A 14,402-nucleotide genomic window follows, 5' to 3' on the forward strand; every position below is an offset into this window, starting at 1 on the left:
TTTGGGTCATAAACCCTCGGACACCGGGGTTGGCCCGGTCTTGAGCCGGGTATTCAGGATGTGGGCCACGGCGCTCGTGCCGCCGGGGCCCGCAGAAATCAATGCGAAATCAGTGAGGGAAGGGCCAGATGCGGAGCTTCTCCTTGCCGATGCTCCACAACCGCGCCAGCCCGTGCGGCTCGGCGATCAGGAAGAACACGATCAGCGCGCCGAACACCATGTGCTCGACGTGCGCGGCGGTATCCACCGACAGCGACAGGCCCAGCATGTGCGGCACGTTGGTCAGCGCCACCGGCACCAGCACGATGAAAGCCGCGCCGAAGAAGCTGCCGATGATGGAGCCCAGGCCGCCGATGATGACCATGAACAGCAGCTGGAACGAACGCGTCAGGTCGAAGGCCAGCGGTTCCCACGAACCCAGGTGGATGTAGCCCCACAGCGCGCCGGCCACGCCGACGATGAACGAGCTGACCGCGAACGCGGTGAGCTTGGCGTACATCGGGCGGATGCCGATGACCGAGGCGGCCACGTCCATGTCGCGGATCGCCATCCATTGGCGGCCGATGGCGCCGCGCACCAGGTTCTTGGCCAGCAGGCTGAAGACCACCACCAGGATCAGCACGAACAGGTACTTTTCCAGCGCGCTCTGCACCGGCAGGCCGAAGGCGGTCAGCGGCGGCACCGAGACGTTGCCCGACGACGAATAGTTGGTGAAGAACGGGATGCGCAGGAACGCCCAGTCGACAAAGAACTGCGCCGCCAGCGTGGCCACGGCCAGGTACAGGCCGCGGATGCGCAGGCTGGGAATGCCGAAGATAACGCCGACGATGGTGGCGAAGCAGCCGCCCAGCAGGATCTGGACGATCAGCGGCATGCCGGGAAAGCGCACGCCGAAGTTCCAGGCGGCATACGCGCCCACCGCCATGAAGGCGCCCGTGCCCAGCGAGATCTGGCCGCAATAGCCCACCAGGATGTTCAGGCCGACGGCGGCCAGCGACAGGATCAGGAACGGGATCAGGATGGCGCGCAGCAGGTAGTCGCTGGACAGCGCCGGGATGGCGATGAACGCCACCGCCAGCAGCAGCCAGATGAAGACGCGGTCCTGGCGGATCGGGAAGATCTGCTGGTCGGCGCGATAGCTGGTCTTGAATTGGCCGTTTTCGCGATAGAACATGTTTTTATCCTAGAAGGCCGTGGTCAGACGCGGTCGATGATCTTCTCGCCGAACAGCCCTTGCGGACGGAACAGCAGGAACACCAGCGCCAGCACATAGGCGAACCAGATTTCGATGCCGCCGCCCACCAGCGACCCCAGGTAGACCTCGGACAGCTTTTCGCCCACGCCGATGATCAGGCCGCCGAGAATGGCGCCCGGCACCGAGGTCAGGCCGCCCAGGATCACCACCGGCAGCGCCCGTAGCGCCGCGGTCGAGAGCGTGAACTGCACGCCGAACTTGGAGCCCCAGATGATGCCGGCCACCAGCGCCACCAGGCCGGCGACGCTCCAGACGATGACCCAGATGCGGTTCAGCGGAATGCCGATGGACTGCGCCGCCTGGTGGTCGTCCGCGACGGCGCGCAGCGCACGGCCGGTGGAGGTGAACTGGAAGAACAGCGCCAGCGCGGCCACCAGCAATGCGGCGATGACCGCGGCGGTCAGGTCTTCGAGGTTGATGAGCAGGCCGCCTTCGAACACCGAGTCCAGGATCATCAACGGATCCTTCGGCATGCCGACGTTGATGGAATAGACCGAGCTGCCGAACGAGATCTGGCCCAGGCCATCGAGGAAATAGCTGATGCCCAGCGTGGCCATGAGCAGGGTGGTGGCCTCCTGGTTGACCAGGTGGCGCAGCACGAAGCGCTCGATCGCCACGGCCAGCAGGAACATGATGATGGCGCTGACGATGAAAGCCAGCACGTTGGCCAGGATCATGTTTTCGAAGCCGAACCAGCGCGGTATCCACTCCGAGAAGCGCGCCATCGACAGCGCCGCCACCAGCACCATGGCGCCCTGCGCGAAGTTGAACACGCCCGACGCCTTGAAGATCAGCACGAAGCCCAGGCCGATCAGGGCGTACAGCATGCCGCTCATCAGGCCGCCGAATAAGGTTTCCAGAAAAAATCCCATCATTCGCCCCTTAAGTCCGTGCAGCCAGTGAGTTTTCTCCCTCCCCCTCGGGGGGAGGGTTAGGGGCGGGGGCTGTTGCCTGCGCTTCGGCGTCCTTGGTGACGGCGGCTTCGCCGCCGACGCCAAGGTACGCTCTGATTACGTCTTCGTTGGCGCGCACCTCATCGGGCTTGCCGTCGCCGATCTTCTTGCCGTAGTCCAGCACCACCACGCGGTCGGAGATGTCCATGACCACGCCCATGTCGTGCTCGATCAGCACGATGGTGGTGCCGAATTCGTCGTTCACGTCGAGGATGAAGCGGCTCATATCCTGCTTCTCTTCGATGTTCATGCCGGCCATCGGCTCGTCCAGCAGCAGCAGGCGCGGCTCCATGGCGAGCGCGCGGCCCAGGTCGACGCGCTTTTGCAGGCCGTAGGGCAGACGCCCCACGGGCGTCTTGCGATACGCCTGGATCTCGAGGAAGTCGATGATGTTCTCGACGAACTGGCGGTGCTCGATCTCTTCGCGTTCGGCGGCGCCCAGGCGGAAGGCCTGCGCCAGCAGCCCGCACTTCATGCGCAGGTTGCGGCCCGTCATGATGTTGTCCAGCACGCTCATGCCCTTGAACAGGGCGAGGTTCTGGAAGGTGCGGGCGATGCCCATTTCGGCGGCGCGGCGCGGATTCATGCGCGAGAAGCGCTCGCCACGGAAGGCGATGCCGCCCTGCTGCGGGGTGTAGACGCCGTTGATGACGTTCAGCATCGAGCTCTTGCCCGCGCCGTTGGGGCCGATGATGGCGCGGATCTCGTGCTCGCGCACATTGAAGGAAATGTCCGTCAGCGCCTTGACGCCGCCGAAGGACAGCGAGATGTTCTGCATGTCCAGCATCACGTCGCCGATGCGCTGGTCGCGGTCGTTGTTGCTCATGGTCTCTACGCGGCTCGGGCGGTGATGGCGGGGAACGTCTTGACCGGGCGGATCTTCAGGTCGGCGGCGATCTTGCCGGTGCGGCCGTCCTCGAACTTCACTTCGGTTTCGATGTACTGGGATTGCTTGCCTTCGAACAGGGCGTCGATCAGCACGCCGTACTTCTGCGCGATGAAGGCGCGCCGCACCTTGCGGGTGCGCGTCAGTTCGTCGTCATCGGGATCCAGTTCCTTGTGCAGGATCAGGAAGCGGCCGATCTGCGAGGCCGACAGCTTGGGATCGGTGGCCAGGTCGGCATTGACCTGCTCGACGCAGTCGGCGATGAGCTGGTAGACCTCGTCCTTGCCCGCCAGGTCGGTATAGCCGGCGTAGGGCAGGCCGCGGCGCTCGGCCCAGTTGCCCACGGCTTCCAGGTCGATGTTGATGAAGGCGCACACGTCCTGGCGGCCGGCGCCGAACGCCACCGCTTCCTTGATGTGCGGGAAGAACTTGAGCTTGTTCTCAAGGTACTTGGGCGCGAACAGGCTGCCGTCGGCCAGCTTGCCGACGTCCTTGGCGCGGTCGATGATCTTGAGCTGGCCGTCGGTGTCCAGGTAGCCCGCGTCGCCCGTGTGGAACCAGCCGTCGGCGCTGCGCGCTTCCTGGGTGGCGTCGGGGTTGCGGTAATACTCCTTGAACAGGCCCGGGCTCTTGACCAGGATCTCGCCGTTGTCGGCCACGCGGATCTCCACGCCGGGCACGGGCGGGCCGACCGTGTCGTCGCGCACCTGGCCGTCCGGCTGCACGCAGACGAACACCGAGGTCTCGGTCGAGCCGTAGAGCTGCTTGAGGTTGATGCCGATGGAGCGGTAGAACACGAACAGGTCGGGGCCGATGGCCTCGCCGGCGGTGTAGGCCACGCGCACGCGGCTCATGCCCAGCGCATTGCGCAGCGGACCGTAGATCAGCACATTGCCCAGCGCGTAGCGCAGGCGGTCCCAGGCGTTGACCGATTCGCCGTCCAGGATGCGGGTGCCGACGCGGCGCGCCAGCTTCATGCAGGCATGGAACAGCTTGCGCTTGATATAGCCGGCGTCTTCCATGCGGATCATCACATGGGTGAGCAGGCCTTCCAGCACGCGCGGCGGCGCGAAGTAGTAGGTGGGGCCGATGTCGCGCATGTCGATCGACACGGTATCGGGCGACTCCGGATGGTTCACGGTGAAGCCCGTGACCAGCAGCTGCGTGTACGAGAACATGTTCTGCCCGATCCAGGCCGGCGGCAGGTAGGCCAGCACGTCCTCGCGGTCGGTCAGGTTCTCCATCTCGGACACGGCGCGGGCGCGATCGATCAGCGCATGATGCGTCAGCACCACGCCCTTGGGCTTGCCGGTGGTGCCCGAGGTATAGAACATCGCGGCCGCGTCGTGCGGCTGCACCGCGGCCACGGCGCGGGCAAAGAAGTCGGGATGCTGCGCGGCGTAGTCGCGGCCGATTTCCTCGAGCTGGTCATACGACAGCAGCATCGCATCGGTGTAGTGGCGCAGGCCGCGCGGGTCGTCGTAGACCACGTGTTTGAGCGCGGGGCATTGCTCGCGCACTTCCAGCATCTTGTCGACCTGTTCCTGGTCCTCGACCACGGCGACGCTGATTTCGGCGTCCTGCAGCACGTAGACCATTTCCTGGGCCACGGCGTCCTGGTAGAGCGGAACGGGAATGGCGCCGAGCGATTGCGCGGCCATCATGGCCATGTACAGGCGCGGCCGGTTTTCGCCGATCACGGCCACGTGCATGCCGGGCTGGATGCCCAATGACGCGAGCCCGTGGGCGACCTGGCGCACGTGCTCCGCCACATCGGACCAGGTAAGGGTCTGCCAGATACCCAGGTCTTTCTCACGTATCGCGGGCCGCGACCCGCGTACGTCGGCATGCGCGAACAGCAGCGCCGGAAAAGTATCCAGCGCCGCCGGCATCTGTGCGGATGCGGGCGATGAATGTGCCACGTTGTCTCCTCCGGTTTGGGCACAGCGGACCCGCAGCCACGAGACGTGGCGCACGAGCGGTTGCGCTTGACCAGTTGGTTTTAGATTTACGGCAGGAGTTAAGGTATAAGGTTGGGTTGCTACCAACTGTCACCATCGCGACATTCAAGGAACTTTTAGGGTATTCCCGATGCAGCTATCCGACTCCCTGCAACTTGCCGCGGCCTGGTTTCGCGTGCTCGACGGCGAGCAGCAAGCGCGCGTCGAGCGAGACCTGTCCGTGCAGCAGGCCGCCGCCGGGTCGATCATAGAGCGCAAAGGCGAACTCGCCCAGGCGTGGATCGGCGTCCTGGCCGGCCTGGTGAAGGTGTCGGTGGGCAATGCCGAGGGCAAGGTCGCGTCGCTGACGGGCGTGCCCGCCGGCGGCTGGATCGGCGAGGGCTCGCTGCTCAAGCGCGAAGTCCGCAAGTACGACATCGTGGCGCTGCGCGATTCCGTCGTCGCGCGCCTGCCAGCCGCCACCTTCGACTGGCTGCTGGACACCAGCATCCCCTTCAACCGCTACCTGCTGCACCAGCTGAACGAGCGTGTCGCGCAATTCATCGGCAAGGCCGAATACGACCGCCTGCTCGACCCCGACGCCCGCGTGGCGCGCTGCCTGGCCGAACTCTTCAACCCGCTGCTGTATCCCGGTATGGGCATGCGCCTGACCATCACCCAGGAAGAAGTCGGCTACCTGGCCCGCGTCTCGCGCCAACGGGCCAACCAGGCGCTGCGCAAGCTGGAAGAGGCGGGCCTGTTGAACGTCGAATACGGCGCCGTGCGGGTGCTGGACCTGGACGGCCTGAAACAATACGGCTCGGACCGCAGCGCAGTGGAAGGCGAGCACGTCGCCTAGGCGGCAGGGCCGTGGCGCCTGCCGCCCACGCGGCGGTCAGATTCCCTGGCCGCCCGACACCTCGATCCGCTGCGCATTGACCCACCGGTTATCGTCCGACAGCAGACTGGCGATCATCGGCCCCACATCGTCCGCCACGCCAACCCGGCCCAGCGCAGTCATCTCTGCGAAATGGCGGTTGAACGCAGGCGTGTCGCGCACGGCGCCGCCAAAGAAGTCGGTTTCGATGGCGCCCGGCGCCACCACATTCACCGCAATCTTGCGGCTACCCAGTTCCTTGGCCAGGTAGACCGTCAACACTTCGACGGCCCCCTTGACCGCCGCATAGGCCGCCCAGCCCTCGGCCGACACGCGGGTCAGTCCGCTGGACAGGTTCACGATACGGCCGCCGTCGGCTAGCAGCGGCAGCAACGCCTGCGTCAGGAAGAACACGCCCTTGAAGTGCACGTCGACCAGCTTGTCGAACGCGTCCTCGCGCATGTCGGCGATGGGCGCCACGTCGCCGTGCCCGGCGTTATTGACCAGGTGGTCGAACTGCTCGCGCTGCCAGGTCTGCTGCAGCGCCGCACGCAGGCGCGCCGCGAAGTCCACGAAGGTGGCCGTCGCGCCCGCATCCAGCTGCAAGGCCACCGCTCGGCGGCCCAGCGCCACAATCTCGGCGACCACCGCGCGCGCCTCGGCCTCGCGCTGCTGGTAGGTGATGATGACGTCGCCGCCTTTGCGGGCGATGTTCAAGGCCGTGTTGCGGCCCAGGCCGCGGCTGGCGCCGGTAACGAGGGAAATCGTGGTCATGCGGGGCTCCTTGGAAGCGAATGACAGGGTGAGGGCATTCTGCCGCCGGGGCCGTTGCAAGCCTTTGCCCGAATCGCGGCGTTGTTTGCCTATTTCCCCAATGCCGCTGCCACTGCGCCGACGGCGCACCCGATTGCCGCTACGATGGCCGGGTGCCACGGATTTCCGCCCGAATCGCATGAACGACGCCTTGCTCGATAGCGTGCGCCGCTACGTCCACGCCCATGCCGGCCCCTTGGGCGTGGCGCTGACGCCCGTGCCCGGCCTGACCACCATCCGGGCCACATCCCCCAGCGGCCTGGACTACGCCATGTCGCGCCCGTTGGCGTGCCTGGTGCTGCAAGGAAGCAAACACGTCATGACGGGGACGGATGCCGTCGCCTTTTCCGCGGGCGACTCCCTGCTGATCACCGCCGACGTTCCCACCATCAGCCAGATCACCCACGCCAGCCCCGACCAGCCCTACCTGTCCCTCGTGCTGGACCTGGACCTGCCGCTGCTCGCCGAACTGGCATTGGCCATGGCGCCCGTGCCCGCCGCCCCGGGGCTGCGCGTGCGGGTGGAGCCCACCGACACCGAAGTGGCCGACGCCGCGCTGCGCCTCATGCGCCTGCTCGAACGGCCGGCCGCCTTGCCGGTACTGCACCGCCAGCTTGTGCGCGAAATGCACTACTGGCTGCTGGCCGGCCGCCACGGCCCCGCCTTGCGCCATCTGGCCCGCCCGCAGGCCCATGCCCAGCGTGTCGCCCGCGCCGTCACCTTGCTGCGCACCGCCTTCGCCCAACCCTTGCCGATCGAACGCCTCGCCGAGGCCGCCGGCATGAGCCCGTCCTCGTTCTATCAGCACTTTCGCGCGGCCACCTCGCTGTCGCCCCTGCAATTCCAGAAACAACTGCGCTTGATCGAAGCCCGCCGCCTGATGACCGCCGAAGGCCTGTCGGCCAGCAGCGCCGCCTTTGCCGTGGGCTATGAAAGCGTGCAGCAGTTCACCCGCGAATACCGCCGCATGTTTGGCCTGCCCCCCGGCCGCGACGCCGAAGCCGCCAAGCTGTCCGCCTGAAGCCGGCCCGCCCCAAGCCCTGAACAGCAAAAGCCAAAAAAAGCTTGACGATAAATAGTGCGCTATTTAATATTGCGCAATGAAATCCAGATCCCAGCCGAAAGGCGCCTTCAACCCGCTGCTGCTAGACAGCCAATTGTGTTTCGCCCTGTACTCGACCTCGCTGGCGATGAACAAGGTGTACCGCAAGCTGCTGCGTGGCCTGGATCTGACCTACCCGCAATACCTGGTCATGCTGGTGCTGTGGGAACGCGACGAAATCACGGTCACCGACATCGGCGAACGCCTGTTCCTGGACTCGGCCACCCTGACGCCCCTGCTCAAGCGGCTGGAGGCGGCGGGCCTGGTCACCCGGACCCGCGCGCAGGATGACGAACGCCAGGTCATCGTCACCCTGACCCGGCAAGGCCGCGACCTGCGCAACCAGGCCGAAGCCGTGCCTCACGCCATCGCCGCCGCGGCCCAGTGCTCGCTGGAAGAGGCGCAGGGCACCATGAAGTCGTTGCACGAATTGCGGGAAAAGTTGGTCAACAGTCTTTGATTCGCAGTCTTTGAGGCGGATGATGGCAACTGCTGTCATCCCCGGTTAAAGATAGTGCGCTATGAAATAGCACGCTATTTGATTAGTAAGGGCCGTAGCGGGAAGGGTCCCGCCAGCCTGGCAGTCCCACCTTCATCCAAAAGGAACGCACCATGTCCATCGAAAAAGTCCTGTACCGCGCCCACGCCCACGTCACCGGCGGCCGTGAAGGCACCGGCGTCTCCGACGACGGCAACCTGAACGTCAAGCTGACCACCCCGAAGGAACTGGGCGGCGCCGGCGCGGCTGGCACCAACCCCGAGCAACTGTTCGCCGTCGGCTACTCCGCCTGCTTCATGGGCGCCATGAAGTTCGTCGCCGGCCGCGACAAGATCGCCATGCCCGCCAACGCCACCATCGACGGCTCGGTCGGCATCGGCCCCATCCCCACCGGTTTCGGCATCGAAGCCGAACTGAAGATCTCGCTGCCCGGCATGGACCGCGCCGAAGCCGAAAAGCTCGTCGCCGCCGCCCACATCGTCTGCCCCTACTCGAACGCCACCCGCGGCAACATCGACGTCACCCTGACCATCACCGTCTAAGCAAAGCGCGCGTTCCGCGCGCAAAAAAACAAAGGCAGGATTGCGCCACCGCGCAATCCTGCCTTTTTTCGTTCAGCCGCTCGCCCACTCACTCCAAGAGCCGGCGCCCCACCATGCCGCCCGCCACCCGTCACCCGCGCGCAGCGTCATCCGCCAACGCAAAATCAGCGCGTAAGCCCAAACAGGCCGCCCGCGCGGCCGCCTTTGGGCGGGCCCCGCAAGACCTTCGGCGAGAGCACCCGCGGCAAAACAATGCCAAGCACACGGCTCACCCCAGCAACGCAGGAATCAGAACAATCGCGAGCACGGCGGGGCGGCGGGCGGTGGCGGGCGGGGCGTGTAGATGCGCCCGAGGGAATCCGTAGGGAGCCGAAGGCGTACGAGGATGACAACGGGGCAGTCCGGAGCGAACGCTCCGGACCGCAATCGTAGCCCCGCCCGCCACCGCCCGCCGCCCCGCCGTGCGTCTCAAGAACTCACCCCCCCGCCAGCAAAAAAACTCAGTGCGATCCCCCAAGATAAGCCGCCACCACAGCCGGATCATGCTTCAACTTCTCCGCACTTCCATGCACAGAAATCCGCCCGTTCTCCAACACATACCCATAATCCGCGACATTCAACGCCGCCGCCGCAAACTGCTCGACCAGCAACATCGTCACCCCTTCGTCCTTGAGCCGCGCAATGATCCGGAAAACCTCCTCCACCAGAATCGGCGCCAACCCCATCGACGGCTCATCCAGCAGCACCAGCTCCGGATTCAGCATCACCGCCCGCGCCATCGCCAGCATCTGCTGCTCGCCGCCCGACAGCGTCCCGGCCAGCTGATCGCGCCGCTCCTTCAGGCGAGGAAACAGATCCATCGCCCGCCCCAGATCCGCCTGCACGTCGCCCTTGGGCCGGCTCCCCGTCAGGCGCGGAAACGCGCCCAGCAGCAGGTTGTCGGTCACCGACAGCGTCGGAAACACCCGCCGTCCTTCCGGCGAATGCGCCAACCCCAGCCGCGCGATCCGATGCGACTCCAATCCGTCGATGCGCTTGCCCCCCAGCGTGACCTCGCCCGCCGTCGGTCGGATCATCCCCGACAGCGCCCGCATCGTCGTCGTCTTGCCGGCTCCGTTCGAGCCGATCAACGTCACCACCTTGGCCTTCGGGACCTCCATGCTGATGCCGTGCAGCACCTTCACCTTCCCGTAGCCCGCTTCCAGATTCTTGATCGATAGCATGTTGTCGTCCTTGGCGTCAGGCGGGCGCGCCGCCCAGATACGCCTCGATAACCTTGGCGTTGCTCTGCACTTCGTTGGGCAGCCCCTCGGCGATCTTCTGGCCGAAGTCCAGCACCGACACGGTGTCGCACACTCCCATCACCACATCCATGTGGTGCTCGATCAGGATCAGCGTGATGCCGTGGTCGCGCACCTTGCGGATGATGGCCAGCAGCTCGACGATGTCGGGCGCCGTCAGGCCGGCCGCCGGTTCGTCCAGCAACAGCAGCTGCGGATCCAGCGCCAGCGCGCGGGCGATCTCCAGCAGGCGCTGCTTGCCGTAGGGCAGGTTGCGCGCCTCCTCGTTCGCCATGCCTTCCAGGCCGACGAACTCCAGCAGCGCCAGCGCGCGGGCGCGGGCGCCTTGTTCCTCGCCCTTCCACTTCGGCGTGCGCAGCGCGATGCCCGCCAGGCCGGTGGTGAAGGTGTGGTGCAGGCCCACCAGCACGTTCTCCAGCGCCGTCATCTCGCCGAACAGTTGCACGTTCTGGAACGTGCGGGCGATGCCCGAGGCGGCGATGTCGGCCGGCGCCAGGCCCACCAGCGACTTGCCCGAGAATTCCACCGAGCCGGCCGTCGGTACGTAGATGCCGGTCAGCACGTTCATCATGGTGCTCTTGCCCGAGCCGTTCGGCCCGATCAGCCCGTGGATGGTGCCGCGCTTGACGGTCAGGTCGACCTGGTTCAGCGCCTTCAGGCCGCCGAACTGCATCAGCACCTGTTTGGCCGTCAGCAGGGTTTCGCCCTGGCCTTGGGCGCTTTCAGGCACGACCGCCTCCTGCTCCTTGACCAGGTCCTTCTTGACCGACAGCGCCGCGCGGCGGGTCGAGAAGAACAGGTTGCGCACGAAGCCGACGATGCCGTCGGGCAGGTAGTACACGACGAACAGGATCATGGCGCCGAAGATCGTCAGGCGCCAGTCGGTCACCGCGTCCAGCCAGTACGAGAAGATCGCCAGCAGGATGGTGCCGACCACCGGCACCGCCACCCGGCGGGCCTCGGTGCGGCCCTTGGAGATGGCGATGGCGCTGCCCACCGTCACCAGGATCGCCACGCCCAGCGCGATCAGGCGGAAGGTGCCGATATCGTCCAGCATCTTGGGCAGCAGCACGATGATCGACGCGCCCAGCAGCGCGCCGGTGCGGCTCTTGCGTCCGCCCATGATGATGGCCAGCAGGAACAGGATGGTCAGTTCGAAGTTGTAGGTGTTGGGCGAGATGTACTGCTCGGAATACGAGTACAGCGCGCCCGCCAGGCCGGCGAAGCCGGCGCTGATGACGAAGGCGAATACCTTGTGCCGGTAGACCGACACGCCCATGCAGTCCGACGCGATCGGGCTGTCGCGCAGGGCCTCGAACGAGCGGCCCAGGTGCGACTTGAGGATACGGTGCACCACGATCAGCGACAGCACCAGCAACGCCGCCACCAGCCAGAAGTACTCGCTCTTGGTCAGGATGTGCCCGCCGATCGACGGCTTGGGAATCTTGATGCCGAGCGGGCCTTCGGTCATGAAGGTCATCTCGTTGATCAGGATCTGGATGATGGTGCCGAACGCCAGCGTCACCATCGCCAGGTACGGCCCGGTGACCCGCAGCGCCGGCAACGCCAGCACCGCGCCGAATGCCGCCGCGATCAGGATGGCCGCCGGCAGCGTTACCCAGATCGGCATCTGCAGATGGAAGAACAGCACGCCGGCCACGTAGGAGCCGATGCCGAACAGGCCGGCGTGGCCCAGCGACACCTGGCCGGTATAGCCCACCACGATATCGAGCCCGAACAGCAGGATCGAATAGATCATGATGGTTTCGATCAGGTGCAGGTAATACGTGTTGGTCACGCCCAGCGGCACGGCGGCCAGGCAGGCCACGGCCACGATGGATAGCAGAAGGTGCAGGGGTTTCATCGCTTACACCTTCTTGATCGCGGTCTTGCCGAACAGGCCGGCGGGCTTGAAGGTCAGTACGAGCAGCAGCAGGACCAGTCCCGGCACGTCTTTGTACCCCGTCGAAAGATAGAAGCCGGTCGTGGTTTCGGCGATCCCCAGGATCAGCCCGCCCACCACCACGCCCATGCCGCTGGACAGGCCGCCGATGATGGCGACCGCGAAGGCCTTCAGGCCCAGCACCGCGCCCATGGTGGCGCCGGTCAGCGTCAGCGGCGCCACCAGCACGCCCGCGAAGGCGGCGGTCAGCGACGACAGGGCATACGAAAACGTGATCACCATGCCGGTGTTGATGCCCATCAGGCCGGCGGCGTCGCGGTCATTGGACGTGGCGACGAAGGCCTTGCCGTAGATGGACTTGCGGTTGAACACTTCCACCAGCAGCATCATGGCCAGCGCGCCGAACACCACCAGCAGTTCCATCGGCAGCACGTTGGCGCCCAGCACCTCGATCGGCGCCTCGGGCAGCGGCGAGGGAAAGCGCAGGTCGTCGCGGCCCCAGATGTTCTCGGCCACGTTCTTGAAGATGATGCCCAGCGCGATGGTGGCCATGATCCAGCCGAATTCCGACCGGGTCTTGATGGCCGGCCGCACGCCGACCCGCTCGACCAGCACGCCTTGCGCGAAGCCGAAGATGCAGACGATGGGGATCATGACCCAGTAGTTCACGCCCAGTCCGACCAGCGTGAGCCCGACCAGCGCGCCCAGCATCAGGGCTTCGCCCTGGCCGAAGTTCAGGGTGCCGGATGTGGCGAAGGTGAGCTGGTACCCGAACGCGATGACGGCATAGATCATGCCTAGCGCGATACCGCTATAGATAAGCTGTAGAAGAATCATGGTATGTGTCGTGAGGCGCTGTGTTCCGTCCCAACCCCCTTGGGCAGAACGCTGTTGTCAGGCGACTGCATGCCGGCGTCCCCGCGCGCGGGAACGCCGGCGGCGGCGGCCGGGCAGCCGCCGCCGCATTGCTGCGGACGAACTTAGTTGGCCTTGACCACGCGGCCGCCCTTGACCTCGCCGATGACCACTTCCTTCGCGCTGATGGCGTCGTGGTTGTCGTGGGTGAAGGGCTTGTTGTAGGTCATCACCACGCCTTCGACGGGCGTCTGCAGGTTCTCGAGCGCTTCACGGATCTTCGGGCCGTCCGTGGAGTTGGCCTGCTTGATGGCCGCGGCCAGCAGGAAGATCGAGTCATAGCCCTGGGCCGCCGACACCGGCGAGTCGATGCGGTTGTTCTTGGGCTTGAACTTGGCCAGGTAGGCGTCGATGAAGGCCTTGCGCTTGGGCGTGTCCGGGTCCTGGATGAAGGTCTGCGGCATGCGCGCGCCTTCGCCGTTGGCGCCGGAGTTGTCGATGTAGTTGGCCATCGACAGCGTCCAGCTGCCGATGATCGGCACCTTCCAGCCCAGCTTGGCCATGCCGTTGGCGATCTGCGCCAGTTCGGGACCGATGCCGTAGGTCAGAACGGCTTCGGCGCCCGCGGCCTTGGCCTTGAGCAGCTGGGCCGTCATGTCGACGTCCTTGATGTTGAATTTCTCGACGGCCACCGGCTTGATGCCCTTGGCGTCCAGGGCCTTTTCCAGGTCCTCGCGGCCGAGCTGGCCGTAGTTGGTGGAGTCGGCCAGGATCGCGACCTTCTTGAAGCCGCGGCGGGTCACGGCCTCTTCGACGATCATCGGCGCCTGGATGCTGTCGTGCGCCGCGTTGCGGAACACGTAGTTGTCCGGGTATTCCGGCGCCTTGAACTGGTGCGTGATGACGCTGCCGGTGGCGACGTTGTTGAACACCGGGATCTTGGCGTCCTGGTAGAAGCGCTGCGAGGCCAGCGCCACGCCGGTGTTGATGTAGCCGACCGTGGCCGTGACCTGTTCCTTGTTGATCAGCTCCTGGGCGATCTGCACGCCGCGCTCGTTCTTGGCTTCGTCGTCACGCTCCACCGCGACCAGTTGCCGGCCGAGCACGCCGCCGCCCTTGTTGATTTCCTCGATGGCCAGGCGCACGCCGTCGCGCATGCTGACGCCCATGGAGGACGAGCCCCCGGTGTAGGGACCGGCCACGCCGATCTTGATGGGGTCGGCGGCGTAGCCCGCGGCCGATACGGCAAAAGCAAGGGTTCCTGCAAGCAGCTTCAAACGAAAATCCATGGATGTCTCCGTTGTAATTAGTAGAACTGCGTGGAAAACCGTGTGCCGGCGCCAGGCGGCGAGGAAAGAGGTTGGTGGCGCGCTCCTGTGTTGCGTGTTGTGACTGTCTGCTTAATCGCTTACGCGAATCTGACCGCGCGGGGTTTTTCCGCGTAAATACCTAGTACGGGCGCACGAGTTGCGTGCC

At 65.7% G+C, this 14,402-nt stretch carries 13 protein-coding genes; 4 read left to right on the forward strand and 9 right to left on the reverse strand.

Annotation, left to right across the window (positions count from 1 at the left end; translation table 11 throughout):
* Positions 1 to 109: 109 nt before the first annotated feature.
* The 4 genes from H0523_RS14805 to H0523_RS14820 are packed head-to-tail and all read right to left on the reverse strand — an operon-like array spanning position 110 to position 5,016.
* Complete coding sequence (locus tag H0523_RS14805) at positions 110 to 1,174, reverse strand: branched-chain amino acid ABC transporter permease (RefSeq protein ID WP_006389832.1); 1,065 nt, start codon at positions 1,172 to 1,174, stop codon at positions 110 to 112.
* Between the two features lie 23 nt (positions 1,175 to 1,197).
* Entirely contained in the window at positions 1,198 to 2,127 is a 930-nt protein-coding gene (locus H0523_RS14810) for a branched-chain amino acid ABC transporter permease (RefSeq protein WP_054431090.1), read from the reverse strand.
* Between the two features lie 10 nt (positions 2,128 to 2,137).
* Positions 2,138 to 3,034 carry an ABC transporter ATP-binding protein gene (locus H0523_RS14815; protein ID WP_054430720.1) on the reverse strand — a complete coding sequence of 299 codons (897 nt, stop codon included), beginning with the start codon at positions 3,032 to 3,034 and terminating at the stop codon, positions 2,138 to 2,140.
* Positions 3,035 to 3,039: 5 nt separating this feature from the next.
* Positions 3,040 to 5,016: an AMP-dependent synthetase/ligase gene (locus tag H0523_RS14820; protein WP_054430719.1), complete on the reverse strand. Its 1,977-nt coding sequence runs from the start codon at positions 5,014 to 5,016 to the stop codon at positions 3,040 to 3,042.
* 169 nt (positions 5,017 to 5,185) lie between these two features.
* Here H0523_RS14820 and H0523_RS14825 point away from each other — a divergent pair, with 169 nt between their 5' ends.
* Entirely contained in the window at positions 5,186 to 5,893 is a 708-nt protein-coding gene (locus H0523_RS14825; RefSeq protein ID WP_054430718.1) for a Crp/Fnr family transcriptional regulator, read from the forward strand.
* Positions 5,894 to 5,929: 36 nt separating this feature from the next.
* On the opposite strand, the gene H0523_RS14830 is transcribed toward H0523_RS14825, so the two are convergent.
* A complete protein-coding gene (locus H0523_RS14830; protein ID WP_054430717.1) occupies positions 5,930 to 6,685 on the reverse strand; it encodes an SDR family NAD(P)-dependent oxidoreductase in 756 nt (251 codons plus the stop codon).
* A 178-nt stretch (positions 6,686 to 6,863) separates the two neighbouring features.
* Between H0523_RS14830 and H0523_RS14835 the strand changes: the two genes are divergently transcribed.
* From H0523_RS14835 to H0523_RS14845, 3 genes are all read left to right on the forward strand, one after another.
* On the forward strand, positions 6,864 to 7,745 hold the full coding sequence (locus H0523_RS14835; RefSeq protein WP_054430716.1) for an AraC family transcriptional regulator: 882 nt from the start codon (positions 6,864 to 6,866) through the stop codon (positions 7,743 to 7,745).
* A gap of 79 nt (positions 7,746 to 7,824) precedes the next feature.
* Positions 7,825 to 8,286, forward strand: coding sequence for a MarR family winged helix-turn-helix transcriptional regulator (locus H0523_RS14840; RefSeq protein WP_054430715.1), 462 nt, complete (start codon positions 7,825 to 7,827; stop codon positions 8,284 to 8,286).
* 152 nt (positions 8,287 to 8,438) lie between these two features.
* On the forward strand, positions 8,439 to 8,867 hold the full coding sequence (locus H0523_RS14845; protein WP_054430714.1) for an organic hydroperoxide resistance protein: 429 nt from the start codon (positions 8,439 to 8,441) through the stop codon (positions 8,865 to 8,867).
* A gap of 500 nt (positions 8,868 to 9,367) precedes the next feature.
* Here H0523_RS14845 and H0523_RS14850 read toward each other — a convergent pair whose 3' ends face one another.
* The 4 genes from H0523_RS14850 to H0523_RS14865 all read right to left on the reverse strand — a co-directional run bounded on the left by H0523_RS14850 (position 9,368) and on the right by H0523_RS14865 (position 14,215).
* Positions 9,368 to 10,090: an ABC transporter ATP-binding protein gene (locus tag H0523_RS14850; RefSeq protein WP_054430713.1), complete on the reverse strand. Its 723-nt coding sequence runs from the start codon at positions 10,088 to 10,090 to the stop codon at positions 9,368 to 9,370.
* Between the two features lie 16 nt (positions 10,091 to 10,106).
* Complete coding sequence (locus H0523_RS14855; protein WP_054430712.1) at positions 10,107 to 12,032, reverse strand: branched-chain amino acid ABC transporter ATP-binding protein/permease; 1,926 nt, start codon at positions 12,030 to 12,032, stop codon at positions 10,107 to 10,109.
* A 3-nt stretch (positions 12,033 to 12,035) separates the two neighbouring features.
* A complete protein-coding gene (locus tag H0523_RS14860) occupies positions 12,036 to 12,908 on the reverse strand; it encodes a branched-chain amino acid ABC transporter permease (RefSeq protein WP_054430711.1) in 873 nt (290 codons plus the stop codon).
* A gap of 143 nt (positions 12,909 to 13,051) precedes the next feature.
* The gene (locus tag H0523_RS14865) at positions 13,052 to 14,215 is read right to left on the reverse strand and encodes an ABC transporter substrate-binding protein (RefSeq protein WP_054430710.1); all 1,164 of its coding nucleotides are present in this window, start codon (positions 14,213 to 14,215) and stop codon (positions 13,052 to 13,054) included.
* Positions 14,216 to 14,402 lie beyond the last annotated feature (187 nt).

The organism is Achromobacter insuavis, from assembly GCF_902859645.1.
GTDB lineage: Bacteria > Pseudomonadota > Gammaproteobacteria > Burkholderiales > Burkholderiaceae_B > Achromobacter > Achromobacter insuavis.

Bases quoted from the DNA above. Each gene is read 5' to 3' on its own strand.
- H0523_RS14850 (WP_054430713.1), bottom strand. From the start codon at position 10,090: ATGCTATCGATCAAGAATCTGGAAGCGGGCTACGGGAAGGTGAAGGTG.
- H0523_RS14825 (WP_054430718.1), top strand. From the start codon at position 5,186: ATGCAGCTATCCGACTCCCTGCAACTTGCCGCGGCCTGGTTTCGCGTG.
- H0523_RS14835 (WP_054430716.1), top strand. From the start codon at position 6,864: ATGAACGACGCCTTGCTCGATAGCGTGCGCCGCTACGTCCACGCCCAT.
- H0523_RS14805 (WP_006389832.1), bottom strand. From the start codon at position 1,174: ATGTTCTATCGCGAAAACGGCCAATTCAAGACCAGCTATCGCGCCGAC.
- H0523_RS14810 (WP_054431090.1), bottom strand. From the start codon at position 2,127: ATGGGATTTTTTCTGGAAACCTTATTCGGCGGCCTGATGAGCGGCATG.
- H0523_RS14815 (WP_054430720.1), bottom strand. From the start codon at position 3,034: ATGAGCAACAACGACCGCGACCAGCGCATCGGCGACGTGATGCTGGAC.
- H0523_RS14845 (WP_054430714.1), top strand. From the start codon at position 8,439: ATGTCCATCGAAAAAGTCCTGTACCGCGCCCACGCCCACGTCACCGGC.
- H0523_RS14855 (WP_054430712.1), bottom strand. From the start codon at position 12,032: ATGAAACCCCTGCACCTTCTGCTATCCATCGTGGCCGTGGCCTGCCTG.
- H0523_RS14830 (WP_054430717.1), bottom strand. From the start codon at position 6,685: ATGACCACGATTTCCCTCGTTACCGGCGCCAGCCGCGGCCTGGGCCGC.
- H0523_RS14840 (WP_054430715.1), top strand. From the start codon at position 7,825: ATGAAATCCAGATCCCAGCCGAAAGGCGCCTTCAACCCGCTGCTGCTA.
- H0523_RS14865 (WP_054430710.1), bottom strand. From the start codon at position 14,215: ATGGATTTTCGTTTGAAGCTGCTTGCAGGAACCCTTGCTTTTGCCGTA.
- H0523_RS14860 (WP_054430711.1), bottom strand. From the start codon at position 12,908: ATGATTCTTCTACAGCTTATCTATAGCGGTATCGCGCTAGGCATGATC.